The following is a 26,329-nucleotide window of genomic DNA, read 5'->3' on the forward strand; positions in this document are numbered from 1 at the left end:
AACTAGCATGCCAAAATTAAAGCTCATCTACCGTTATCCACTCTGTTAGTTCGCTAGAATTTCTCAAAGCGAACTGCCTTTTAATCAGTCTCCCTGATGGATCAAAGAGTAAAAGCTCCGCAGGGCTAGCTTGATATTCAGCGATAAACTGGTCTCCCTCTGGGGTCCTAATTTTGGCGATAAGAAAGAGAACTTGGACACCAAGCTGATCACGAGCTTTATTCATCTGTTCAGTCTGGCTTATGCTAACTACAAGGTTTGGATCGTAAATAAACACTAGAGCCGGCAAGCCGGTGCCTATTTGCTCGTGAGTCATCTTAAAAGCTTTAGGCATCAACGTTACTGCAAATCCTATAAATATAAATATCAATACGATGACACTAATATAAATCCAAGGATTTCGACGAGTGGAGCTAAGGTTGTATTTTTCGTTGATGAACAATTCCTCTTTCTATTTTTGAAGCTATAACAGCCTATTAATACGCATTTCAGATTAAACCGTCGAAAATTTCAACGACAATCTTTTACGCACCACATTTTTTTATAATATATCTTATAAGTTATCAGCAATTTTTGTTGTATTCAACATCGTATATAACTTTGCATAACGAACCATGATATATCTGAGCCCAGACATGGTTCGTCATACATGTATTCCATGTAAATTAAAGGTAATAAAAACAATTTAATACCAATTAATTTGGGATAAACGAGGCTTCGCCATATATTTAAATAACATGCCAATAAATTTGGTTAGTGATTAATTAGATAACCTATGACTAATAATTTATAACTAATGTCTATAAAGCGCATAAGTGATTTTAAATATTGCTGACTGAATCTCTGATATTATGATCGAAAACGTGCCTTTTTACATAATTAAATGTTATGAGAGCCTTTTAAAAATAAACGACTGTAAGTAAGGCTAATCTCACCCTTACGCATAATCATAAAATATAACGAATAATTATTAGTTTAGCTGCTAATTGCTTTTAGAGCGAAGACGTCGCACGAAATTGACGATAGTCAATAAGTACTTCTAACAACGAAGTAGGAAGAAATAAACATGCTTTAGCTATGTTATTAAAGTAACCACTTGCCTAAATCAGTTATCCCTAAAAATAAAAAGCCACTCAAATGAGTGGCTTTTTATGACTATATTTATAACAAAAATAACGAATTAAAATGTGAGTTAGTTCAAACTACCACTAGGCAGACGCACGGAGTTGACGATAGTCAATGAGTACTTCTAATAACGTGGTAGGAAGAAATAAACATAGTTAATCGTTATTGGCCTTTAACTTCTGACAGGCCGTTGAATATAGCTTTATCACCAAGGTACTCTTCAATACGTAGCAATTGGTTATACTTAGAAACACGGTCTGAACGACAAAGTGAACCGGTTTTAATTTGGCCTGCCGCTGTACCTACCGCTAAATCAGCAATCGTTGCATCTTCAGTTTCGCCTGAACGATGAGAAATAACAGCAGTAAAGCCAGCATCTTTCGCCATTTTAATCGCTGCTAATGTTTCAGTTAAGGTACCAATCTGGTTAAACTTAATTAAAATTGAGTTGCCAATACCTTGTTCAATACCACGAGCTAAGATTTTAGTATTCGTTACAAATAAATCATCACCAACAATTTGTATTTTATCGCCCAATAATTTTGTTTGGTAAGCAAAACCATCCCAATCAGACTCGTCCAAACCGTCTTCAATAGAAACGATAGGGTATTCTTCGCATAGCGTTGCTAAGAAATCAGAGAATTCGTTAGCTGTAAATTGCTTACCTTCGCCTTTCAGATCGTAAATGCCTTTCTCGCTATCATAAAATTCTGAAGCAGCACAATCCATCGCTAACGTAATGTCTTTACCTAATTCATAACCGGCAGCAGAAACGGCTTCCTTAATAACGGCTAAAGCGTCAGCATTCGAGGCTAAATCTGGTGCAAAACCACCTTCATCACCAACTGCAGTATTTAAACCTTTTGCAGATAATACTTTTTTCAAGGCATGAAATATTTCAGCGCCCATACGTAATGCTTCACTGAAACTTTTAGCACTTACCGGTTGGATCATGAATTCTTGAATATCAACATTATTGTCTGCATGTTCACCGCCATTGATGATATTCATCATAGGTAAAGGTAATGAGTATTGACCTGGAGTTCCGTTTAAATCAGCAATATGTTCAAACAATTGTACTTTCTTTTCCATTGCGGCTGCTTTTGCATTTGCTAATGAAACCGCTAAAATAGCATTGGCACCAAATTTTTCTTTATTTTCGGTACCGTCTAAGTCGATCATGATTTGATCAATAGTGGCTTGTTCTAAAGCACTTTGTCCGATCAATGCCGCTTGAATGTCATTGTTTATCGCCGCAACCGCTTTTAATACGCCTTTACCTAAATAACGAGACTTATCGCCATCACGTAACTCTAACGCTTCACGTGAACCGGTTGATGCGCCAGAGGGTGCAGCAGCACGGCCCCAAGCACCCGATGCTAAAAAAACGTCAGCTTCAACGGTTGGGTTACCACGAGAGTCCATAATTTCACGGGCGATAATTTTACTGATATTCGACATTATAATTCCTTTAAATTGAGTGCACTAAGCGAATGAACCGCTATTAAGTTGGTAATAGTTTTAGTTTACATTTTACTGATAAAACATTTTGCCATAAATAATTATGCCAGAAAGCAAAACCGCAGCACTATGCTACGGTTTTATTAATTTTCAGGTTTAACTTGATTGCTGTTTTTGATGCTCAAATGAAGCAGCAATAAAGCTTTCAAACAATGGGTGTCCATCACGTGGAGTTGAATTAAACTCAGGATGAAACTGCCCAGCAATAAACCAAGGATGATCCGGTATTTCAATCATCTCAACTAATGTTTTATCCGTAGATAACCCCGAGAACACCAAACCAGCTTTGCTAATTTGCTCACGGTAGTTATTATTTACCTCATAACGATGACGGTGTCTCTCATAAATTGTTTCACTGCCATATACGTCATATGCCTTGGTACCTTTCACAATGTGGCACAATTGTGAACCTAAACGCATCGTGCCGCCTAAGTCTGAATTTTCATGACGGTATTCAACTTGGCCTTCTTCATCTAACCATTCATTAATTAAACCTACCACTGGATGTGGGGTTTCAGGGTTAAATTCGGTGCTATGAGCGTCAGTAAGACCAGCAACATTGCGGGCATAATCAATAAGCGCCACTTGCATACCTAAACAAATACCTAAATAAGGCACTTTGTTTTCACGAGCATATTTCGCCGCTAAAATTTTTCCTTCAACGCCACGAATACCAAAACCACCTGGCACTAGTATCGCGTCAACGGTTCCTAAAACATCGGTTCCTTTGCTCTCAAGATCTTGTGAGTCAATGTATTTAATGTTTACCGTTACTTGGTTTTTCAAGCCGGCATGTTTTAATGCTTCGTTAACAGATTTATACGCGTCTGGTAATTCAATATATTTACCTACCATGCCTATGGTAACTTCACCAAAAGGGTTAGCTTCTTGATAGAGTACTTTTTCCCATTCACTTAAATCGGCAACAGGTACATCAAGACCAAAACGTTTAACCACTAATTCATCAATACCTTGGGCTTTAAGTAACGCCGGAATTTTATAGATACTATCAACGTCACGCATTGATAAAACCGCTTTTTCAGCAACATTGGTAAACAAAGATATTTTTGCTCGCTCATTAGCAGGTACAGTGCGTTCACTTCGACACACTAAAATATCAGGGACGATACCGATTGAGCGTAGCTCTTTCACTGAATGTTGAGTTGGTTTTGTTTTAATTTCGCCGGCTGTTTTAATATAAGGCACTAACGTTAGGTGCATATACATCGCACGCTCACGTCCTAATTCTGTACCTAACTGGCGGATAGCTTCTAAGAAAGGTTGTGATTCAATATCACCAACCGTGCCGCCAATCTCAACCATAGCAACGTCATAACCTTCAGCACCCTCGATAACGCGACGCTTTATGTCGTTAGTAATATGAGGAATAACTTGAATAGTGGCACCTAAAAACTCACCTTTGCGCTCACGTGCAAGAATATCTTGATATATTCTGCCGGTGGTGAAGTTATTAAGCTTGGTCATTTTGGTACGAATAAATCGTTCATAATGCCCTAAATCCAAATCAGTTTCCGCGCCGTCTTCGGTAACAAACACTTCACCATGTTGAATAGGACTCATCGTACCCGGGTCAACATTAATATAAGGGTCAAGTTTTAACATTGTGACTTTTAAGCCGCGTGCTTCAAGAATTGCAGCAAGAGAAGCCGCGGCAATACCTTTACCAAGAGACGATACAACGCCGCCGGTTACAAAAATATATCTAGTTGTCATGTGATACCAAAAGTCAGAGTGAGCAGGAATTTTGTGTGTTTTACTTAAGTTGTTTTGCTGGCTTATTACGCGAATTAATGAGCGAATAATGAGGTAAGTTTAGTCATGATCTTGAAAAACGCACCAACCTAGCAGGACGGGAAAACATTATACTTAAAACTAGCTACCACGACAATATGATCAACCGATCAATTTCTGTTATTTTGACAAAAATGTTTAATCACTGTGTTTATTTTATCGATAAAAAGCTAACATATTGTTTTAATTCGCCCTAGGCTTTGGATACCCTTTATGACTTCATCTCGTTTAACCGCCGTACTTTGTGCCATCGATAAAATAAATAGTGAAGATCCCAATCAAACACTTGTTAATGGGCATCCTCAAGCCAATGAATTACTTTATGGTCAATACATGACCTCTTGTCTTGAGCAGTATTTTCCTCAGTCAAATGAATTATTACAAATAGCTGTGCGGGCACAGCATATTAAACGCTGGGACTTAAAGCGTACCCAATTTGATGAAGGCAAAGCTGGCTATTATCAATGGCGAATTTCCCAAGGAAAGTTCCACGCTGAACTCACTAAGTCATTAATGATAGAAAATGATTATTCTGAGCATGAGGCTGAATTGACCGCTTGTATTTTAAGAAAAGAACAGCTCAAAACAAATGCCAACACGCAAACGTTAGAGGATGTCGCTTGCTTAGTATTCTTACAATATTACTTTGACGCTTTTGCCGCTAAATATACCGAAGCAGACAACGAAGCTAAAATCATTAGGATAGTAAAGAAAACTTGGGGAAAAATGTCAGCGCGTGGCCACGAAATAGCACTTTCATTAACACTACCTAACCATTTAGCGACCTTAGTGGGTAAAGCACTCGCTGATCAATAATTAACCGTTAAGTTTGCTCCACCTCCGCTGAAAGAGGCAAACGCCATAGAAAAATAAAGGGGCGTGTTACGGCCAGATTTTGTTGCACAACGAGACCTAGTATAATGATTAATAGGTCTCACCATAAAACAGCAACCGCTATTATCGCTCGGTATTCCAACTAAATAAGTAAGAGCCTAACGCTAAAAAGATAGTACTCATAATCAAAAGTGCGGTCAGGTGATAACTGATATCAGCTAAGGTTGCACCTTCGGTGATCACTTTTCTAGCTCCAGCCACTAAATGAGTTAAAGGTAAAAAGTCAGCAAAAACTTTTACCGCATTGGGCGCACCTTCTAAACTAAACCAAACACCTGATAACAACATCATTGGCCATGAGGTCAAATTAAGTAAACCGCCAATAAGCTCTTCACTCTTACTTCTGCTCGCAACCAGCAAACCTAAAGATATTAAGCTAATAGCGCCTAAAACTGCGATGATAAATAGATCAAAATAGCTGCCCAGCATGTAAAAATCAAAAAAGAAATTACAGCCAATATAAACAACACTCGACATAAACATCACAATAAAAATGCGTGACACTAATTGTGCTGATACAAATTCAAACGCTGAAAGCGGTGTCGCTTTTAAACGCTTTAATACCGCATTTTTACGATAACGTACTATGACGTAACCAACACCAAATAGGCAACTGAACATCATGTTCATTCCAAGGATCCCAGGCAGCACCCAATCGACATAACGAATTTTCTTACCATAGGTTTCTAGGCGTTGAAAGTTATTGTGCTGTCCTAAAAAGATTTTTTCAACCAGGTAACTGTTTGGCGAACCTTGGTTAACCCAATAACTTTTTTGGCTAAAGTCGACTAAAAAATCAATAGCATGCTGTTCTAATTTTACGGTTGCTAACGCCTTATCTTGATAGTCGATAAAGTCAACGTAACGTGTTTCCATAAAACTTGATTGAACGGTTTTACTGTCGATAACCCCCACTTTGTAAACAGCTTTTCCGTCACCAGCAAAAACAAAAGATAAACCTGCTAACATGAGAATAGGGAAAAACAAATTCCATCCTAATGATGAACGATCGCGAAAAAATTCAATATTACGGGCTTTGACTACCGCAAAAAAACGTTTAAAATTCATATCTTTTATTCTCTCAATGAATGGCCAGTTAATTTTAGAAAAAGATCATCAAGATTAGGAGACTTTACTTGTAAACCTTCTAATGGAATTTTCTCAGCAATTAACAAGCTAATAGTTTCTTCCACATGTTGCGTCGTTATTTCGACGCGCTCGTGTTCGATAGTCCACTGATGTTTTTCAATTAATGGCTGAGGTACTTGCTCTTGAGGTAAATAAATAAAGACCTCTTGAAAATGCTTAGCAAGTAATCTATTCGGTGTACCACTTTCAATAATTTTACCATTGTCCATAATAACCACTTCATCACAAAGTTGTTCCGCTTCGTCCATGTAATGAGTGGTTAAAATAACCGTCTTATTTTGGGCTTTAATATTTTTTATTAACTGCCAAAAATTACGTCTCGCTTGTGGATCAAGCCCAGTGGTGGGCTCATCAAGAAAAATAATATCGGGGTCATTAATTAGCGCCAGTGCTAATAATAACCGTTGACGCTGTCCACCCGACAACAAACGATTATCTCTATCTAAAAAATCTTTTAAGCCACAAAGCTCAATTAATTGCTGATGAGGTACAGTGTTGTCATAAAATGCGGTGAATAGATTTAAGGTCTCTTGTACCGTTAAAAAATCTTGCAAAGCAGTACTTTGAAATTGAATGCCTATTTGCTGACTTATATCCTTACCTATGCTTTTTCCTGAATAAAGCACTTCACCACTGGTCGCTGGAATTATCCCTTCCATTATTTCAATGGTCGTCGTTTTTCCTGCACCATTTGGCCCTAACAAACCAAAACAATGCCCTTTAGTAATGGTGAAACTAATATCATCAACCGCTTGCACACCTTTATAACTTTTAACTAAATGATTAACTTCAATAACATCGTTTTTTGTTTGACCAACCCGTTGCTGACTCTGTGTCATAACTTTCCTAATAATACCTAATGCTTACTCGTTATTGTAATGGGATATGTGTAAAAATCACATCACTAAAAATAATAAAACATCACCACAATGCAAATGATAACAATTATCATTTGCATTGTGGTAACTATTACATTAAATTAAATCTAACGTCATCGGCTAAGCAAAGGAGTTTCATCATGGGTGCGCAACAATATTCTATCAATAGAAAAAATATCCAAGACAATTATCACCAAATACACACTGAGAAGGCAAAAGTTGAATTACCCATCATATTATTAGAAAAGTTAATCTTGTCTGGCGCTTTGCCTGGTAATGAGTGCAGGTGCTTAGATGATGCTGCGCGTAAAACATTGTGGCAATCACTCTTACAAAGCAGCTTGCAGGGAGAGCAATCAAGATGTCGTTAACTTATTCAGCGAGCTATCATAAAGACAGTATTCATTGCGCTATTGCTTATTCAAGTGAGCTTTATCAAATAGAAGATTGGTTGAGCGTATTAACCAAAACTTATGCACAACATCCCAGTAATGAATTAGCAAAGGTGATCAGCTATTATTTAACTCGCCTTATTAAACATGACGACTTCACGGCTTTCGCCAGTCAGCCTTGTCATTATTTTACTATGCTTAAATTTTGGCAACAACAGATCGCCTAGGCGATTGAATAGCTAGTGCGCTTGAGCCTGCGCAATGTAATCAATTAAGGCCTGATTTAGCATTTTTTTACCGGTTAATTGATGATTCTTACATACTTCATCAACGGACTTTTTCTGTAAAACACGCTCGATTAACACGAGTATACTTGCTTGATAATTTTCTTTACAGTGTAAAAGACACCAATAATGTAACGCTTTTACGCAATGACTAAACTGCCGTTTTTGTTGAATAAAGTCGCTAATACTGTTCAGCTGATGGGCGCTTAGCTGTGGTAAACTTTTATCAGGGCAATGATGTAATATTTGCCACACTAACTTAGGCGATAAACCTTTGTATTCATCGGTGAGTAAATAATCGAATGAACTATAAAATTCACTGGCAATCTTTCGTTGAAAAAATTGCCCCCGGTCGCTCATTGCAGAAACCACTAGCGCGGAATGCTCACCACTGGCTTGGTCTTTAGTGAAACCTATTCGAGCAATTTGATAATCAGCATCTTGCCAAAACTTAAGTAACTGCGCATTGGCACCAAAACTCGCGCCAATAAAATCAATTTGCTGCTTTTTTGCAAAATTTTCTAGCGTTTTAATAAAACAACGGCCAAAACCATATCCTTGATATTGTGGATGAATAGCTATGCGTAAAACCCGTAGATATTGATAACTAAAACTTTCACTAAAACCACAATGAGTCAATAAAGACTGGGGAATAAACTGATTTTTTAGTCGACGTTGATTTGTTGCTATCGCTTGAATATCGCCTACTTTATTACACCCTTCTTCAAGAAGTAAGGCAACACCGACAATATCATCACCTAATTTGGCAACAAATAATTGTAGCGCTTTATTGTCGAGTAATAGCGTAATATCGTTTGGTGACGTTTGATAATGAGCGGTTACCAGCACAGCAAAAACTTGCTTTAATAACACCGTGTCTTCAATCAACGAGGTTGATGACACTTGGCTAAAAGATAACGATTCTTTAGCCAACTGCACTGTCGATGATTGGCTTAAGGTTGCTTTATTCAAAGAAATTTCGCTTACAGGCTGAGTTAGTAACGGCAATTCTGTTAACTTGGCATTGAGTAAACAACTTTCAAAAACAAAGACTTCTAGCGGATCGTCTTGACGCCAGCGAATAGGCTGATGCATATGAAAGCTTCGCCACTGCGGCACTTGCTTTGTTAATGCATGTTGAAACTTTACCGTAAAGCCGCGCCCTGCTCCTTCATAACCATGAACCGTACTTGAAAAAACAACACGAGAAAAAAGAGCAGTTAAGCTTGTTAATAAAGGTACCGGAATGGCGGCGGCTTCATCAACCAGTAATAGTGAAACATTCAATGAATCATTGCGGCGAATGAGTTGGTCGACCGCAACAAAGGTTATCGAACCCAAGGGGTGAACCAAAGCGGTTTTGCTGGTATTAGCATAGTCAAATTTTTCGCCAAGTGCCGCTAATGAACAAGCAAGTTGACGGTAAAAAACCGATAAAGAACGAACATGGGGTGCAGTAATAACAATATTAATTTTTTCATGGCCCATAGCGGTGTTATTTGCAATGAGCTCAACACAAGCAATAGCAAGCGCTGATGATTTTCCACGACCACGATCAGCGGTTAGCACTAATGGACGGTTTCGATGACCTCGGCTGACCTTAATAATATGTTCAACGGCTATTTGTTGTTCTTTGGTTTTACATTGATATAAAAAATCACTAGAGATTGTCGATATTGCTGGTGCGATATCATCTAACAACGGAAACGTTTGCTCGTCACTTTGTGTAATCGTAATTAAGGCTTTATTGTCGAGAAGCTGTCGATAAAAATATTTAAGTGAAGCTGGCTTTGTTTGCTCAATCGCTTGTATTAATGGTTTTTCAAGCCATAAACACATAACGCCACCAGCGACTAGGGTGCCAGAGAGCGCGGCAAAAGCATCCAAATTGATACTATTAAGCGCAGAACAGTCGCTATTTTCAACACCTGAAAATAATATTCGATTATGCTCACTCCCAAGTTGCTGAGCAAAGTGTTTGTTGTTGATCGTGGCAGAAATTTCGGGGTGGTGACTAAATACCAGCCAAGCATCTTTACTCTGGTTTTGTTCATTAAGTTGCAGTAACTGTTTTACCCAGCAAGCATCACCAACCAGTAACACCAGTTGTCGCTGAAATTTGCTCAAAGCCTGACATTGCATTTCTTCAAGCCATTCGACGAAATTACGGTTAGACATAAGCAGGCGCTAAATTCAGTAAAACTAAAGTGAAAGCAGTTTATCAATCTGCTACCGCAATTCAAATAGTTTATTTTTATCTGCGGTTATTTACTAAAAAATAATGGCATTAATAGTAGGCGATTGAGCTAATTTATTTAGTAGGCAATTGAGCTAATTTATTGAAATTTTCTCAGTTGTTGCCTATCTTGAAATTAATCCTTATTAATAAAAATACTTAACCGTGAGAAAAACACGATAATGGCAGATGAATATAAAGCAAATGACGAGTCTGATAACTACGACAAAGATCTTGCCACCGGTAAAAAAGCAGATAAAAATAGCAAGGTGCGTAAACGTATCGATGATTTGCTAGAAAAGAAGCGCCTTCGTGAAGCATTAGACTTCAGTGATGATTGGGAAATATAATCATCACGGCTGTAACTTTTGATTGCATTAAGCCGATAATCTCTTATTGTTAGATAAAACATTCATGCTACTATCTAACGAACCTATTCTCCCTACATAATTTAAATTTACCGTTATGACATTATTTGAAAAATTACGCTGCTTATTAACATTTGGTCAAGGTGTTGCCTTACCACTGCCCGATATTTCTGAACAAACAAAACCCATTGAATTGTTTAGTCAATGGTTTGATGACGCGAAAAAATCAGGCATTTTATTACCTGAAGCGATGTCTGTCAGCAGCTGCGATCAAGAGGGCCAACCTAGCTCACGTATGGTGTTGTTAAAAGAGTTTAATGACGATGGTTTCGTTTTTTATACTAATTACGCCAGCCGAAAAAGCCAAGATTTAAATGAGAACAATAAGATAGCCTTATTATTTCATTGGAATGTTCTGCAACGCCAAGTCAGGATAGAAGGTAGGGTAGAAAAAGTAACACCTGAACAATCAGAACAGTATTTTCATAGCAGAGACCGCGGTAGCCAAATTGGCGCATGGGCGTCAAAGCAAAGCTCACCACTGGCGAGTAAAGAAGCATTAAAGCAAAGCGAAGCTTATTACACTGAAAAGTTTGCCGGCCAAGAAGTCCCCTTACCCGAGTTTTGGGGTGGCTGGCGAATAAAGCCTCATTACCTTGAATTTTGGCAAGGTCGAGCTAATCGTTTACATGACCGTATTTGCTTTGAACAAGACCAAAATCAAGAGGACAAAAAGGTACTATGGCGTCAATTTAAATTAAACCCTTAATGGCTATCTTTTAATATTCAAACGGTATTTATAGCAAAAAATTATCGTTAATAGTTAACCCTTGAATTTATAAGATGTCTATTTTAAACAACATATCAGTGTTATATAAAGTTGTCAGTGTTGCTGTTTTATGTTCTTTATTTAGCGTTAAATCATTAGCCAACCCTACTAATATTTTAGTTGGGTTGGAGCCATTTCCTCCTTTAGTAAACGAAGACGGCAGTGGTTTTGTTATTGATATGCTTAATGGGCTGCAAGAAAGTTCCACACTAATGTTTAATTATCAAATAATGACCTATGCTTGGGCGAAGCTAGAATTAAACAGTTACCGTATCGACATGGTAGGTTTAACGCCTAAAGATAGTGAAACAGAAAGCTTTTACCAATACGCACAAGAGTTATCTTGGCACTTTGACACTACCGTTGATCTTTATTCAACGTCCCCCGCTAACTTTGACATCAAAAATTTGCCCGAAGGGAGTATAAGTACGCTAATTGGCAATGCGATTTTTTCGCTGAATTAGCGCAAGTCCCCAGAGAAAAGTTTGTTGAGGTAAGTAGTTTAGCGCAACTAATTATGATGATGGCACGCCGGAGACTTAAAGTGATACTTTTCGAACGGGTGGCTATGATGTCGACGATTAAAGAATTACAAGATGATCTTTTCACCAGAGTTCCTACAGAATTTAATTCCCCCGAAAGCCCACAAAAAATTTATTATCAAAAGTTTAAAGTTATTGCAGCCAGTCTTGCTGTTGCAAAGAATGCAGTAGGAGAAAAGCTAAAAAACAATTAGATGCGTTACTGTCTAACAATACTGGTAACTACTTTAAAAAATAGCCCCTTACGCCCAATTGCCTGATAACGGTATAATTGAGTAATAGACAGATAAGCTAGCAAAGATGACACTTGTTGTCGTACATAGGTATTAGCGCAGCTAAAATGAAAAAAAAACGAGAAGCAAAGCTTCCCGTTTTTATTAGTTAACGCGCTAAGCCTACCGCAATTCTTATCCTACTAATGCCAGTAAGATACCTGCCGCAACCGCTGAACCAAGCACACCGGCAACGTTAGGCCCCATCGCATGCATTAATAAGAAGTTGTGTGGATTAGCTTCTAAACCCACTTTATTAGCAACACGTGCCGCCATAGGTACGGCTGAAACACCGGCAGCACCAATGAGAGGATTAATAGGTGTTGATGAAAGTTTATTCATTAACTTAGCCATTAATACCCCGGAAGCAGTACCAATTGAGAATGCAACAGCACCTAAACCTAAAATACCTAAGGTTTCTATATTCAAAAAGGCTTCGGCACTTAATTTAGAACCGACCCCTAAACCTAAGAATATGGTGGTGATATTAATTAACTCGTTCTGCGCTGTTGAGCTTAATCGGTCAACAACACCACATTCTCGCATCAAGTTACCCAAACAGAACATGCCAACTAAAGGTGTTGCTGATGGTAAAAAGAAAATAGACATCATGAGAACAGCTAACGGGAACACTATTTTTTCAATTTTCGCTACTGGGCGTAATTGCGCCATTTCAATTTTACGTTCATCTTCAGTGGTTAATGCGCGCATAATAGGTGGCTGAATAATTGGCACTAAAGCCATATAAGAATAAGCAGCAACAGCAATAGCACCTAATAATTCTGGCGCTAGTTTTGATGCTAAAAATATCGCTGTCGGACCATCTGCACCACCAATAATAGCAATAGCTGATGCATCTTTAAGCGTAAATTCAATACCAGGTATTGTGTTTAAGGCAATAGCACCAAATAAGGTGGCAAAGATACCGAATTGGGCAGCAGCACCAAGTAATAAAGTTTTAGGGTTAGCGATTAACGCGCCAAAGTCAGTCATTGCACCCACTCCCATAAAGATAATCAACGGAAATATCCCCGTATCAATACCCGCATAGTAGATGAAATGTAATAAACCACCAACTTCTGAAAATCCAGCTAATGGTATATTGGTTAATATCGCACCAAAGCCCATAGGTAATAACAATAACGGTTCAAAGTTACGTGCTATTGCAAGATAAAGTAGCAAACAGCCAACTATCATCATGATCACCTGACCCGACTCAAAGTTAGCTAAGCCAGTAGACAACCAAAGTTTATTTAACGAATCCATTATTATCTATCCTAAACTCAATAAAGCTTGACCAACAGTTACAGAATCGCCTTCTTTAATATCCACTGAAGTAACGGTACCTGAGTTAACTGCACGAATTTCAGTTTCCATTTTCATTGCTTCCATAATGATAACAACTTCACCGGCTTCAACTTCATCACCTTCATTAACTAACACTTTAAATATATTGCCAGCAAGTGGTGCATTTAACGCTTCAGAAGTTGATGATGACGGTTTTGATGCCTGTGATGATGATTGACTGCTACTAGGCTGAGAAATTTCGCTAATATCGCCTCCAGGACCTACAACAACCTCAAACACCTGACCATCTACGCTGACGGCATAACTTTCTGGCGCGGTTGAACTTTTAGCGTGTGCAGAGGCTGCTACCGCATCTTCAATCGAAGGCACAGGTTCAAATGCATCCGGGTTATTTCTATTTTCTAGAAATTTCAGTCCTATTTGCGGAAACAATGCATACGTTAAAACGTCATCAATCACTTCATCGGCTAAATCAATCTTTTTCTCTTTAGCAAGTTTTTCTAATTCTGCAGTAAGATTATCAAGTTCAGGTTTAATTAAATCAGCGGGACGACAAGTGATCGCTTCAGCGCCATCTAAAACACGCGCTTGTAATTCGGCATTAACTTTATCGGCAGTTGCGCCATATTCACCTTTTAAGACACCAGCTGTTTCTTTTGTGATTGACTTATAACGCTCACCAGTTAGTACATTTAATACCGCTTGCGTACCAACAATTTGCGAGGTTGGTGTCACTAATGGGATATAACCTAAATCTTTTCTTACTTTTGGAATTTCAATTAATACTTCATCAAGCTTGTCTGCAGCACCTTGTTCTCTTAACTGCATTTCCATATTTGTTAACATGCCACCAGGAACTTGTGCAAGTAAAATACGCGCATCGATACCTTTTAAGCTACCTTCAAATTTGGCATACTTTTTACGAACTTCACGAAAGTAAGTGGCAACTTCAGCAAGCTTCACCATGTCTAAACCAGTATCTCGTTTGGTACCTTCAACAATCGAAACAATCGTTTCTGTCGGTGAATGACCATAAGTCATACTCATTGAAGAGATAGACGTATCGATAACATCTACATCGGCATCAATAGCCTTCATGTGAGTAGCAATACTTAAACCTGTGGTCGCATGACAATGTAAAGCAATAGGTAAAGAGACCGTTTCTTTCAGACGACCGATCAATTCTTCAGCGTCGTAAGGTTTTAATAAACCAGACATGTCTTTGATACATAAAGAATGCGCGCCCATATCTTCAATTTGCTTAGCCATCGTCAGCCAACCTTCAAGAGTATGCACTGGACTCTCGGTATAGCTTAATGTGCCTTGCGCATGAGCGCCGACTTTTACTGCTGATTTAATCGCTGTTTGTAAATTACGTACATCATTCATTGCATCGAAAATGCGAAACACGTCAATACCGTTAACATGAGCACGTTCAACAAACTTCTCGACCACATCATCAGCATAATGACGGTAGCCTAAAATATTCTGACCGCGAAATAACATTTGTTGTTTAGTTTTTGGCATCGCTTTTTTTAATGCGCGTAAACGTTCCCAAGGATCTTCACCTAAATAGCGAATACAAGAGTCAAACGTAGCACCACCCCAAGACTCAATTGACCAAAAACCAATTTCATCAAGTTTTGGCGCAATGGGTAACATATCCTCAAGGCGTAAACGAGTGGCGAGCAATGATTGATGACCATCTCTTAAAACAACTTCAGTGATACCTAATGGCTTTGTCATGAGTTTATTCCTATTTAGTTTTATGGGTGCTTGAGCTTTGATTATGTTGTTTGCGGTATTGCGATACAGCAGAAGTAATTGCTGCCACCACTTTAGGTGAAACACCATCAACATTTTGTTTTGTTTTTTGATTTGAGCGGGTAGATCTTGTTTGGACAACGGCATCTGGAAATTTGATGGCGAGGCGTTTTAAAACGACATTAATAAAAACAATCATTAATCCCAAAAAGATAAAAACGAAGACCATGCCAGCAAACATTAACGTGCCCGCTTCTACAAATAATTGGTTTAGGTGTTCCATGAAAAGTCTCATTCAAACAAAAAGTTTTATTAGAATAATCACTCCAATGCCTAAAAAGCAAACTAATTATTGCAGTTTCATAAAAATAATTTCGTGTCAATCTAGATTAGAGTAAATATTCAGTATTTTTAGCGTTTTATTAAGAAAAAACTGTATACTTACCATATTGTATACAATATGGTATTCTGATATTGCTGAGCTAGCGAGATAAAAGCCAGTATAATATACAATATACACATAGCTTTGGTTTATTCTAAATATGTGCATAAATATATAAAGGGGGTTTAATTAACAAATAATCAACTGCTTTAGCATGTGTATGAGATAGCTATTTTGAACAAAGTAAACACAAGATAGCACAGTCAAAAATCTTGATTGCTACTCAGTCATCCTGAACACAACACCGTCATCCTGAACTTGTTTCAGGATCTGTACTTACAACCAAAACCAGATACTGAAATTAATTTAGCATGACGACAAGAGTGTAAAGCGAGCACCGTAATCCTGAACACGACACCGCCCCCCTGAATACAACACCATCACCCTGAACACATCTCCGTCATCCTGAACTTGTTTCAGGATCTGTACTTAGAGCCAAAAACCAGATACTGAAATAAATTCAGCATGACGAGAAGAGGGTAAAGCGAGCACCGTAATCTTGAACACAACAACGTCATCCTAATCACAACACCGTCATCCTGAACTTGTTTCAGTATCTGTACTTAGAACCAAAAACACAGATACTGAAATAAATTCAGCATAACGACAAAAAAATAAATTCAGCATGATGAAAATTGTGCTAATAATTATAATTCGGTCTATTTTTCATCGTAAGTTTAGTTATTTTATTGCTTAACGCCAAAAATAAAACCTTTATGATTCATTCAATTTTTTAGCAAGTTTGTTCGCTTGTTTACAAACTAAGCCATAAATAGAAAGTTGTGGGTTAGTACCAATAGAGGTAGGAAAAACAGAACCATCAAATACCCATAAATTATCTAAATAATGGTACTTACAATCGCTATCAACTAAGCATAGCGCTTTGTTTTCACCCATCGCTAAGCCTCCCATAACGTGAGCGCTACCAATTAAGTTGTTACTGACTTTATGCTCAAGTTGATTAAAACCGGCTTTAAAAGACTCAAAGCTTTCAAACCATTGTCCGTGTTGATGTGCGGGGCGAACTCTTTTAGCACCAGCAGCAAACTGCACTTCAGCCATAGATAAATAAGCGCGTTTAACCCCATCAAATAAATAATCATTCATCGGATAATCAACAACTGGGCTACCGTCATCAGAAAGCGTTATTTCAGCGCCTTCACTATCAACGTCAAAGCCATCACGTAACAAGGCTAACATTGCATGGGTATTATTCAGCTTTGCCATATCCTCAACATGTTTAGTGCCGTGGCCCATTAACATAATTGATGACATAGCCGGGTGTAATGGCGGTACCTCTAACTTATAACTTAACGGCCCGGTAGCACCATTTTGCCATTGATAATGATCACTATAAATAGTTTGTGGCGCGCCATAAAAAGGTGATATTTCTTTATCAAATTGAGCAAATGAAAAAACAGTTGGATGTAAAAAGGTTCTTTTACCAATACGATTATTCGGATCTGGCGCTTTAGAGCGTAACATCAGTGCTGGGCCGTTAATCGCACCAGCTGCTAAAATAATATAAGGTGCTTTGGCGATAATTTTCTTCGCTGTCTTTTTCTTATTATTATCGAGCGCAAAACATTCTACGGCTGTTATTTTTTTATTCTCAATAATTAACCGTTCGACACGAGCTTGATAAAGTAATGTGCCGCCATGTTCAAGCGCATCTGGGATAGTGGTAACTAGCATCGATTGTTTTGCGTTGGTCGGACACCCCATACCGCAGTAACCTAGGTTCCAGCAGCCTTTGACATTGCGCGGAATAACTTTCCATGGAATATTGAGTTGCTCACAACCTTCTTTTAGCACCGCATTATTTTCATTCGCTCCACCTTGCCATGGCGTTACATTTAAGCGCTTTTCCATTTTTTCAAACCAAGGGACCATATCGCTGGTGCTACAGCCTTTTACCTGAAATGTTTTTTGCCAATAATCTAGCGTTGGTGACGGTGTTCTAAAGCTTGAGGTCCAGTTGATTACGGTAGTTCCGCCAACACAGCGCCCTTGCAAGATTCCAATGCCACCATCTTTTGTAGCTCGCCCAGCATTTTCTTGATACAAATCGGCATAGGCAGTTCGCTCATCCATTTTAAAGTCACGGGTCGACTTTAATGGCCCTTCTTCTATCATCAACACCTTCAGCCCTGCCTGCGCAAGTATTTCAGCACTTGTGCCACCACCCGCCCCAGTGCCAATAATAATGACATCAGCGCTAATAATATTGGTATCTAGCTGATTAGCATTGACCGTTTGCTTAGTGATCGCTTTATTTGCTGAGTACGGATCGCTAATACCACGAATTTCAGAGACTATTTTCACGTTTTATTCCTGCGATGGATATATTTTAGGAGGGCCTGGGTATCCCGCTTGTAAATAATTTTCTGATTGAGCATACCAACTCATAATAATCAGCTTACCTAGAGAAGCGTAGCCAGTACGTTTTAATGAAAACAGGCTATTTTTCCAACCTTGTAGAAAGCTTTCAATTTCTTTCGCTGGGGTTACGGTCCAATCACTGGTCGGTGCACCAACAAGATAACGAAATGTCGCCGATGACATTAAATCAAACAGCTGCCGTAATTGCTTTTGAGAGTGAGCCCCTAAAGTAATAATTTGTTGGTCAACAGCCATTAATAAGCGCAATCCAGCGTCTTCAGCTAATACACCAGGATAATTACTTTTTAACATAACAGGGGCTAGCGCTAATAAAAAATCAGCATCAGATGCTTGAAGAAAATCAAATTGTTGTAACTTTTTTGTGGCTGGGCTAGTCAGTGCTATAGTAGACAAACTACTGCCAACCAGCAAGATGGCACTGCCAAGCAGACTAACTTTAAAGAATTCTCTACGACTTGTATTCACACAGATACCAAAATGATAAAAGGTAATACTAACTGGTATTACCTGTTAATTAATCATCAAAAGATAAAGGATAATAGCGACAAAGTCTAGTGGCTTAAATTGAGTGCTGTTTTTGATGTGTTTATGTTAGCGTGACTTTCTGCCCGATCATCACGGTCTCATTCGCTTGGACAACTAGCCTGTCAGTATTAGCTGCCTCTAAACAAACAAATTCCTTTTCAGCGCCAACATGAAGATCCTTCATTCGCTGAGCAACCTCAACGCCGGGATTCCATAAAACCCACTGCTGACAATTTGTTGACGATACTGTAAGCGTTCTTTGCCATTGTTTATCTTCGATTAAGCATTGTTGATTAGTGTAATAAATACGATCGACTTCACCCAGACAATTTTCTAAAGCAGCAAGCTGCTGCTCTTTACCCGTAACTTTGTCATCAAAGGGAAACTCAGCTAACGGCGCTACCGTAATATTTTCTGGTGTACTAACGGCAAAGTAACTGTGTAATGCCGCTGAATATTCAAACGCCTTGGATGATAAATTACTGATAAATAATTTTTGTTCAAATTGATCAGAAAAAATCAACTGCTGCTTTAATTGGTATTGATGAGGCCATAATTGATGCTCATTTTCTCCAGACAAAGATAAAGTTACCGTAACCCTGTCTTTAGCAACGATCACGTCATCAAGTTGCCAATTTCGTTGACGAGCAAAACCATGATTACCCGCTTTTTCACCGCTAGGTGCTTGATATGGACCAAACCATGGCCAACATAAAGGGATCCCACCTCTAATAGGCGTTCCTTGTTCAAAAATAACGTCATCACTTAGCCAAAATACTGGCTTTTGGTTAGCCGGTTGCCAAGCGAGAACATGACCACCATATAAACTTATTTTTGCGGTACAAGTATTATGGATAATTTCTAGTGCATTTATCTGATCGGTAAGCGAAACTTGCTTAATTTGACCAAATTCATTTTCAGCAATAATTGATGACATACAACCCCAAGCGGTATTTAAAAAGTAATAAATAAATCATTATAACGATAAAATAAATAACCGTCATCCTGAATACAAATAACTGTTATCCTGAATACTACTCCGTCATCCTGATACAATCTCCGACTCCCTGATACCAACCCCGTCATCCTAATACCATTGTCCGACTCCCTGATGCCATCTCCGTCATCCTGAACTTGTTTCAGGATCTGTACTTATAACCACAAAGACCAGATACTGAAATAAATTCAGCATGACGACAAGGAGTGAGAAAATACGAATAATAAGCAACCCACCCTCCGTCATCCTGAACTTGTTTCAGGATCTGTACTTACAACAACAAAGACCAGATACTGAAATAAATTCAGCATGACGACAAAAAGGCTACACGATTACCGACTCCCAGATACCATCACCGTCGTCCTGATACCACTCTCCGACTCCCTGATACCAACCCCGTCATCCTGAACTTGTTTCAGGATCTGTACTTGCAATAACAAAGACCAGATACTGAAATAAATTCAGCATGACGGCAAAAATACAAAAGAATTATTGAGTCCCAGATACCAACACCGTCATCCTAATACCACTCTCCGACTCCCAGATACCAACACCGTCATCCTGAACTTGTTTCAGGATCTGTACTTACAACCACAAAGACCAGATACTGAAATAAATTCAGCATGACGACTAGAGAAATCAATTCAGCATCACGGTAATGGTGCTAAACAACAAAGCGCAAAAAAAAGGCATTAAACGAATTATCGTTTAATGCCTTTCGCTATCTAATAGCAAACTGCCAATAAAGGTTACTTCGTGTAACCTCTTGGCATATCACTGTCAGTGGTATAACGCTTACGTAACTCATCTTGACGACTCTGTGTTGAGACTTCTTTGCCGTTAATCCACATTTTATCTACTTTCGTACTAAGCTCGAAAGGGTCAGCACTCCATAAAACCAAGTCGGCTTTTTTACCAACGGCAATTCGACCCGCATTAATGTTAAAAGCATCGGCAACATTGGCAGTAACAGCCGCAAGTGCTTGGTCTTTAGTTAAACCATTAGCAATTGCATTACCTGCTTCGAAACGAAGCTGATATAAGTTATGTGCGTCGTTTATCGCTAAAGCAACATTGATACCGGCTTGAGTTAATTTCGCCGTATTGTCTAATGATGAATGCAGCGAATCAAAACTACTCGGTAAGTTATCTAAAGCGCCAAATATAACTGGGACTTTCGCTGCAGCTAATTGCTCGGTAATTAATATCGCATCAGCACCGCCAGCAATCACTAAATCAAGATTAAACTCAGCTTTTAATTTCAGTAATTCGAGTAAGTCTGTGGCGCGGTCGGCATAAGCTACAAGCGGTTTATCACCGGCTAATAAGGCATTGATAATTTTTTCATCACGCTTTAGTTCTTTCGGTTCTTTTTGCTTGTCGTCAGCCTTTTTGTCTTTTTTCGCTGTTTTAGCGTCTTCAGCAGCTTTGGTTAAGGCTTTTTGGGCGTCTTCAAGCGTATAGCGTAGTTTTTGTAAGTTTAGAGCGCGTGAACCACTGCTTTTAGCACCAAGATCTATAATGACGGCATTTTCTTTAAGGTAAACACTGTCAAATTCGCCGGAGAGGTCTGTTACAAAGGTTTGCCCTTTGAACATACTATCGCCACCGCTAGGCACTGAAACGTTACTGGTGATACCACCTTTGCGTGTATAAGGCACAACCGTTGAGCGGGGATTAAAGGCGATTGATGCATCAAAAGTAATGTCTGCTTTTTTATCACTAGCATCACGTGTTCTTGATACCGCATTTACCTCAACCAAACCTAATGTATTCATTGAACCAATTAAACCCGGTGTCAATATTTTCCCCATCGCATCGAAGGTTACATCAGCATCAATTTTTTCAGGGTTAATCGCAATAATTTTTCCGTCATCAATAACAACCGTGGCATTTTTTAAAACACCCTGTTCAGTAACCGTATGAATAGTGGCATTGGTTATTGCTAAACTTTCTGCGTTAGCATGGCTTATTGCTGCTAAAGCAAGTGCGACTAACGAGGCTTTAAATAGCTTAATTTTTTTCATGATTACTGCCCTCCCTTTTTAGGTAAAGCCGGAACTTCAGCTTGCCCTAACATAAAGTCACTTGTTGCTTGGTATTTATCATCAAAACGGTCATACACTTTTGCACCATCAACAAATACTTGTTCAGCTTGTGCATAAACGCTGAAAGGACTTTGATTCCAAAGCACTACATCCGCATTTTTACCCACTTCTAAACTACCGGTTTTATCATCAATACCTAAAGATTTAGCTGCATTTAAAGTGATCCAACGAATAGCTTCTGCTGGTTTTAAGGCAAAACCATTCTCGTTAGCACGGTACATGACTTTACCTGCTTCTTGGTTTAAACGCTGAATAGTACTGTTTGAGTCTGAGTGAACAATCGCACAAGAGTTTTTCACCGCGTTAACAACCGCAACGTTTTCGTGGATCATGTCGTAAGCTTCCATTTTGAAACCCCACCAATCAGGCCACATGGCTGCACAGTTTCCATTTTCAGCTAATAAGTCAGCAATTTTGTAACCTTCAATCGCATGATGAAAAGTCCCTGACGGGTAATTAAACTCTTTACCCAGATCAATCATCATCGCCATTTCTTCAGCTTTGTAACAATGGTTATGAATTAAAATTTCACCATCAAGTACGCCACGAAGGGTATCAAGCTCTAAATCTCGTGCTGGCGCTAAAGGATTTTTCCCCGCTTCGTAGTCACGGTCATATTTTTCCCAGGCATGTTTATACTCAGTCGCTTCGGCCCAAGCCATGCGGTAACCTGCCATGTTGCCCATACGAGTTGAGGGTAATATTTTACGGCTACCGTAAACACGTTTAGGGTTTTCACCACAAGCCATTTTTAAACCATAAGGCGCTTCTGGAAATTTCATGCCTTGCATCGTGTGGCTTGATACATTACGAAGCGTTACACCACGGCCACCAAATAAATTAGCAGAGCCAGGTAAAATTTGCATTGTAGTAACACCACCCGCGCGGGCAGCATTAAAACCAGGATCTTGTGGCCAAATACTATGTTCAGACCAAACTTCAGAGGTATTGGGCGAACTCATTTCATTACCGTCTGAATGTGACTCAGCCGACGGGCTTGGATAAACCCCTAAATGCGAATGCACATCGATAACACCAGGCGTAACCCACTTATCAGTTCCATCAATTTCGACAGCACCCACAGCGGACAAGTTTTTGCCCACTTGAGATATTTTTCCATCAGTCATCAATACATCAGCATTATCAAAACGCTCACCATTACCAATTAATACCGTGGTATTTTTGATTAATGTTGTTTGCTTAGGTAGAGGTTGATAAGTACTCGGATAAGGGTTTTTATTAATAGATACTTTTGGGTCTTGCTGCTCAGACTCTAAACAGCCAGATAGCGCGAGTGATACGCTAAGCGCCAACAACGTAGGCGCGATGCTTTGCTTGATATGCATTTAATGCTTCCTGTGCGGATTATTATTTTGGGTTATGACGGATAACAATAAAATGATTTGAACAATACAGCAAGTGAACCTTAACCAATTACGTTAAATGGTTACACATTTAAGGTGAATGGAGAATGAAGCAAGTGAATAAAAGTATTTCCGAGATTAAAAGCACATAGATAATTTGCCTTTTGGATTTTGCTCACTCTCTTGCCGTCATGCTGAATTTATTTCAGTATCTGGTTTTTGTAGAGCAAGTACAGATCCTGAAACAAGTTCAGGATGACGGAGTAGTATTCAGGATTACGGAGAGTGTTTTGTTTATTATTCGTATTTTCTCACTCTCATGTCGTCATGCTGAATTTATTTCAGTATCTGGTCTTCGCGCACTCTCATGTCGTCATGCTGAATTTATTTCAGTATCTGGTTTTTGTAGAGCAAGTACAGATCCTGAAACAAGTTCAGGATGACGGAGTAGTATTCAGGATTACAGAGAGTGTTTTGTTTATTATTCGTATTTTCTCACTCTCATGTCGTCATGCTGAATTTATTTCAGTATCTGGTCTTTGTAGAGCAAGTACAGATCCTGAAACAAGTTCAGGATGACGGAGAGTGTTTTGTTTATTATTCGTATTTTCTCACTCCCGTGTCGTCATGCTGAATTTATTTCAGTATCTGGTCTTTGTAGAGCAAGTACAGATCCTGAAACAAGTTCAGGATGACGGAGAGTGGTTTGTTTATTATTCGCATTTTCTCACTCCCATGCCGTCATGCTGAATTTATTTCAGTATCTGGTCTTTGTAGAGCAAGTACAGATCCTGAAACAAGTTCAGGATGACGGAGTAGTATTCCGGATGACGGGGAGTGGTTTGTTTATTATTCGCATTTTCTCACTCCCATGCCGTCATGCTGAATTTATTTCAGTATCTGGTCTTTGTAGAGCAAGTTCAGGATGACGGAGTAGTATTCAGGATGACGGACAGTGGTTTATTTATTATTCGTATTTACTCACTCTCATGCCGTCATGCTGAATTTATTTCAGTATCTGGTCTTTGTAGAGCAAGTACAGATCCTGAAACAAGTTCAGGATGACAGAGTATTTTCAGGACTCAAGAGTCTGTTGAGAATGGTAGTCTTAGAGTTCAAAGTCACCAAAATCAAGATCTGTTGAGGGATCTGGCTTTGCTTTTGGTTGGGGTTCAAGTAACAAAGGCTGCTGCGTTTCTATTAGAGTAGGAATAACTTTGACTTTCGGTTTGGCATTTTTACGTTTTTTGCGTTGTAAGCAGCGTTTAACTACTTTTTGTTTGTTATCAGACGTTAAGTTTATCCACGTTTGGCGTTCTTCACGCGTACGGTAGCAGCCAAGACAATTGCCTTTTTCATCAGACTGACACACACCCACACAGGGGCTGGGAACATCAAAAAACTCTAATTGCATAAAAACCTTCGGCCAAACTTAAAAAGCCTATACATAATGTATAGGCTTGTATCATATTAGTCTAATTTATCAGTAGCAATATGATAGTCAGGGTCTTCAATCACGTTGATTTCAACTAGACTACCCGCTTTGGTCAATAACTTTGTACATTCACTGCTTAAATGTCTTAAGTGCATGGTTTTGCCACGTGACAAGTAACGGTCAGCTAAGGTATCAATTGCTTCGATAGCAGAATGGTCAACAACGCGTGAATTTTTAAATTCAACGATAATGTCGCTACTTGCTTCATCCATATCAAACTGCTCTAAAAAGTTTGAAACCGACCCAAAAAACAACGGCCCTTTAACATCATAAACGGTTGAGCCATGCTCGTTAGTAGAGCGATGGACAGTAACGTGTTTGGCGTGTTCCCAAGCAAACACTAACGCTGAGACAATAACACCAACAACAACAGCAATAGCAAGATCTGAATAAACAGTCACACCTGAGACAAGAATTATCACAAAGGCATCAGCTTTAGGCACTTTGCCTAAAATACGGAAACTCGACCATTCAAAGGTACCAATAACAACAATAAACATAACGCCGACTAAGGCCGCTAGAGGGATTTGTTCAATTAACCCTGAGGCAAATAAAATAAAGCCAAGTAATGCTAGTGCTGCAGTAATGCCTGATGCTCGACCTCGACCACCCGAGTTCACGTTGATCATTGATTGACCAATCATTGCACAACCACCCATACCACCAAAGAAACCCGTAACAGTATTTGCTGCACCCTGTGCAATACATTCTTGGTTACCACGGCCACGAGTACCGGTTAACTCATCAATAAGGGTTAGCGTTAATAATGATTCAATTAAGCCAATCGCTGCTAATACGATAGCGAATGGAAAGATGATTTTTAACATTTCTAAATCAAACGGTACGCTAGGTATGCTAAATGTTGGTAATCCGCCGGCGATAGAGGCAACATCACCTACTAACTTAGTATCGAGGTTAAGGCCGAAAACTAAGAATGACACAGCAACTATCGCGACCAATGTTGACGGTACCGCTTTAGTTAACTTAGGGAAAAAATGTATAATTGCCATGGTTAAAAGAATTAACCCTGCCATAGTATAAAGAGGTGCTCCTTGCATCCATTCTAATTCACCCGCGTCATTAGTAAATTTGAATTGACCAAGCTGAGCTAAAAATATAACGATAGCTAAACCATTAACAAAGCCAAGCATAACGGGATGGGGTACTAAGCGGATAAACTTACCCAGTTTAAAGATACCAGCAAGAATTTGCAGTAAGCCTGTTAATACCACCGTAGCGAATAAATACTCAACACCATGAATAGCCACTAGACTCACCATCACAACAGCCATAGCGCCGGTTGCACCAGAAATCATGCCAGGGCGTCCACCGAAAACAGAGGTAATTAAACCCACCATAAAAGCAGCATATAAACCAACAAGAGGGTCAACACCAGCAACAAATGCAAAAGCAACAGCTTCGGGCACTAGCGCTAAGGCGACGGTAAGTCCTGAAAGAACATCGTTCTTCAGGTTAGAAACTTTACTGGCATGTAATTCGAACATTGCACTCTCATTTTATGGATAGTGGGGTGTAACCTGACAACGTCCTAATAATAGGAAAACTTAACAAGAAGTGTTAATTGACTTATTTGAGGGTATATCAAGGTAAAAGCGCGGGA

At 39.0% G+C, this 26,329-nt stretch carries 24 protein-coding genes; 8 read left to right on the forward strand and 16 right to left on the reverse strand.

Features of this window, described 5'->3' with window-relative positions:
- Positions 1-16: 16 nt before the first annotated feature.
- From H4J66_RS16420 to H4J66_RS16430, 3 genes are all read right to left on the reverse strand, one after another.
- The gene (locus H4J66_RS16420; RefSeq protein ID WP_220463331.1) at positions 17-442 is read right to left on the reverse strand and encodes a hypothetical protein; all 426 of its coding nucleotides are present in this window, start codon (positions 440-442) and stop codon (positions 17-19) included.
- Between the two features lie 845 nt (positions 443-1,287).
- On the reverse strand, positions 1,288-2,586 hold the full coding sequence (gene eno, locus H4J66_RS16425; protein WP_182176046.1) for a phosphopyruvate hydratase: 1,299 nt from the start codon (positions 2,584-2,586) through the stop codon (positions 1,288-1,290).
- A gap of 156 nt (positions 2,587-2,742) precedes the next feature.
- A complete protein-coding gene (locus tag H4J66_RS16430; protein ID WP_182176047.1) occupies positions 2,743-4,380 on the reverse strand; it encodes a CTP synthase in 1,638 nt (545 codons plus the stop codon).
- A 291-nt stretch (positions 4,381-4,671) separates the two neighbouring features.
- Here H4J66_RS16430 and H4J66_RS16435 point away from each other — a divergent pair, with 291 nt between their 5' ends.
- Positions 4,672-5,274 (forward strand): DUF4202 domain-containing protein, encoded by a 603-nt coding sequence (locus tag H4J66_RS16435; RefSeq protein WP_182176048.1) that lies wholly within the window; start codon positions 4,672-4,674, stop codon positions 5,272-5,274.
- Positions 5,275-5,415: 141 nt separating this feature from the next.
- On the opposite strand, the gene H4J66_RS16440 is transcribed toward H4J66_RS16435, so the two are convergent.
- Both H4J66_RS16440 and H4J66_RS16445 read right to left on the reverse strand, forming a co-directional pair.
- Positions 5,416-6,420: an ABC transporter permease gene (locus tag H4J66_RS16440; protein WP_182176049.1), complete on the reverse strand. Its 1,005-nt coding sequence runs from the start codon at positions 6,418-6,420 to the stop codon at positions 5,416-5,418.
- A gap of 5 nt (positions 6,421-6,425) precedes the next feature.
- Positions 6,426-7,340: an ABC transporter ATP-binding protein gene (locus H4J66_RS16445; RefSeq protein ID WP_182176050.1), complete on the reverse strand. Its 915-nt coding sequence runs from the start codon at positions 7,338-7,340 to the stop codon at positions 6,426-6,428.
- A gap of 179 nt (positions 7,341-7,519) precedes the next feature.
- Between H4J66_RS16445 and H4J66_RS16450 the strand changes: the two genes are divergently transcribed.
- Together H4J66_RS16450 and H4J66_RS16455 are read left to right on the forward strand one after the other, a co-directional pair.
- Positions 7,520-7,750, forward strand: coding sequence for a hypothetical protein (locus H4J66_RS16450; protein ID WP_182176051.1), 231 nt, complete (start codon positions 7,520-7,522; stop codon positions 7,748-7,750).
- The gene (locus H4J66_RS16455; RefSeq protein WP_182176052.1) at positions 7,741-7,998 is read left to right on the forward strand and encodes a hypothetical protein; all 258 of its coding nucleotides are present in this window, start codon (positions 7,741-7,743) and stop codon (positions 7,996-7,998) included. Before H4J66_RS16450 ends, H4J66_RS16455 begins: the two co-directional genes overlap by 10 nt.
- 12 nt (positions 7,999-8,010) lie before the next feature.
- Here H4J66_RS16455 and H4J66_RS16460 read toward each other — a convergent pair whose 3' ends face one another.
- Positions 8,011-10,233, reverse strand: a complete 2,223-nt coding sequence (locus tag H4J66_RS16460) for a GNAT family N-acetyltransferase (protein WP_182176053.1) — start codon at positions 10,231-10,233, stop codon at positions 8,011-8,013.
- 240 nt (positions 10,234-10,473) lie between these two features.
- Here H4J66_RS16460 and H4J66_RS16465 point away from each other — a divergent pair, with 240 nt between their 5' ends.
- The 4 genes from H4J66_RS16465 to H4J66_RS16480 all read left to right on the forward strand — a co-directional run bounded on the left by H4J66_RS16465 (position 10,474) and on the right by H4J66_RS16480 (position 12,224).
- Positions 10,474-10,641, forward strand: a complete 168-nt coding sequence (locus H4J66_RS16465; protein ID WP_157470838.1) for a PA3496 family putative envelope integrity protein — start codon at positions 10,474-10,476, stop codon at positions 10,639-10,641.
- 115 nt (positions 10,642-10,756) lie between these two features.
- The gene (gene pdxH, locus H4J66_RS16470) at positions 10,757-11,428 is read left to right on the forward strand and encodes a pyridoxamine 5'-phosphate oxidase (protein WP_182176054.1); all 672 of its coding nucleotides are present in this window, start codon (positions 10,757-10,759) and stop codon (positions 11,426-11,428) included.
- Between the two features lie 74 nt (positions 11,429-11,502).
- Positions 11,503-11,952, forward strand: coding sequence for a hypothetical protein (locus tag H4J66_RS16475; protein ID WP_182176055.1), 450 nt, complete (start codon positions 11,503-11,505; stop codon positions 11,950-11,952).
- Positions 11,953-12,032: 80 nt separating this feature from the next.
- Positions 12,033-12,224 (forward strand): hypothetical protein, encoded by a 192-nt coding sequence (locus tag H4J66_RS16480; RefSeq protein ID WP_182176056.1) that lies wholly within the window; start codon positions 12,033-12,035, stop codon positions 12,222-12,224.
- Positions 12,225-12,437: 213 nt separating this feature from the next.
- Here the strand turns inward: H4J66_RS16480 and H4J66_RS16485 are convergent, their stop codons facing one another.
- The 8 genes from H4J66_RS16485 to H4J66_RS16520 all read right to left on the reverse strand — a co-directional run bounded on the left by H4J66_RS16485 (position 12,438) and on the right by H4J66_RS16520 (position 23,195).
- Positions 12,438-13,568, reverse strand: coding sequence for a sodium ion-translocating decarboxylase subunit beta (locus H4J66_RS16485; RefSeq protein ID WP_182176057.1), 1,131 nt, complete (start codon positions 13,566-13,568; stop codon positions 12,438-12,440).
- 6 nt (positions 13,569-13,574) lie between these two features.
- Complete coding sequence (oadA, locus tag H4J66_RS16490; RefSeq protein WP_182176058.1) at positions 13,575-15,356, reverse strand: sodium-extruding oxaloacetate decarboxylase subunit alpha; 1,782 nt, start codon at positions 15,354-15,356, stop codon at positions 13,575-13,577.
- Positions 15,357-15,366: 10 nt separating this feature from the next.
- Positions 15,367-15,657 carry an OadG family protein gene (locus H4J66_RS16495; protein WP_182176059.1) on the reverse strand — a complete coding sequence of 97 codons (291 nt, stop codon included), beginning with the start codon at positions 15,655-15,657 and terminating at the stop codon, positions 15,367-15,369.
- An 873-nt stretch (positions 15,658-16,530) separates the two neighbouring features.
- Positions 16,531-18,141, reverse strand: a complete 1,611-nt coding sequence (locus H4J66_RS16500) for a GMC family oxidoreductase (protein WP_310650674.1) — start codon at positions 18,139-18,141, stop codon at positions 16,531-16,533.
- A 3-nt stretch (positions 18,142-18,144) separates the two neighbouring features.
- A complete protein-coding gene (locus H4J66_RS16505) occupies positions 18,145-18,684 on the reverse strand; it encodes a hypothetical protein (protein ID WP_182176060.1) in 540 nt (179 codons plus the stop codon).
- A 121-nt stretch (positions 18,685-18,805) separates the two neighbouring features.
- A complete protein-coding gene (locus H4J66_RS16510; RefSeq protein WP_182176061.1) occupies positions 18,806-19,681 on the reverse strand; it encodes a D-hexose-6-phosphate mutarotase in 876 nt (291 codons plus the stop codon).
- Between the two features lie 809 nt (positions 19,682-20,490).
- Positions 20,491-21,759, reverse strand: coding sequence for an amidohydrolase family protein (locus tag H4J66_RS16515; RefSeq protein WP_182176513.1), 1,269 nt, complete (start codon positions 21,757-21,759; stop codon positions 20,491-20,493).
- An 11-nt stretch (positions 21,760-21,770) separates the two neighbouring features.
- Positions 21,771-23,195, reverse strand: a complete 1,425-nt coding sequence (locus H4J66_RS16520; RefSeq protein WP_182176062.1) for an amidohydrolase — start codon at positions 23,193-23,195, stop codon at positions 21,771-21,773.
- Positions 23,196-23,503: 308 nt separating this feature from the next.
- Between H4J66_RS16520 and H4J66_RS16525 the strand changes: the two genes are divergently transcribed.
- Positions 23,504-23,656, forward strand: coding sequence for a hypothetical protein (locus tag H4J66_RS16525; protein WP_182176063.1), 153 nt, complete (start codon positions 23,504-23,506; stop codon positions 23,654-23,656).
- A 665-nt stretch (positions 23,657-24,321) separates the two neighbouring features.
- On the opposite strand, the gene H4J66_RS16530 is transcribed toward H4J66_RS16525, so the two are convergent.
- Both H4J66_RS16530 and H4J66_RS16535 read right to left on the reverse strand, forming a co-directional pair.
- Positions 24,322-24,627: a DUF1289 domain-containing protein gene (locus tag H4J66_RS16530; protein ID WP_182176064.1), complete on the reverse strand. Its 306-nt coding sequence runs from the start codon at positions 24,625-24,627 to the stop codon at positions 24,322-24,324.
- 56 nt (positions 24,628-24,683) lie between these two features.
- A complete protein-coding gene (locus tag H4J66_RS16535; RefSeq protein ID WP_182176065.1) occupies positions 24,684-26,213 on the reverse strand; it encodes a SulP family inorganic anion transporter in 1,530 nt (509 codons plus the stop codon).
- Positions 26,214-26,329 lie beyond the last annotated feature (116 nt).

Source organism: Colwellia sp. MB3u-55 (assembly GCF_014076785.1).
Lineage (GTDB): Bacteria > Pseudomonadota > Gammaproteobacteria > Enterobacterales > Alteromonadaceae > Colwellia_A.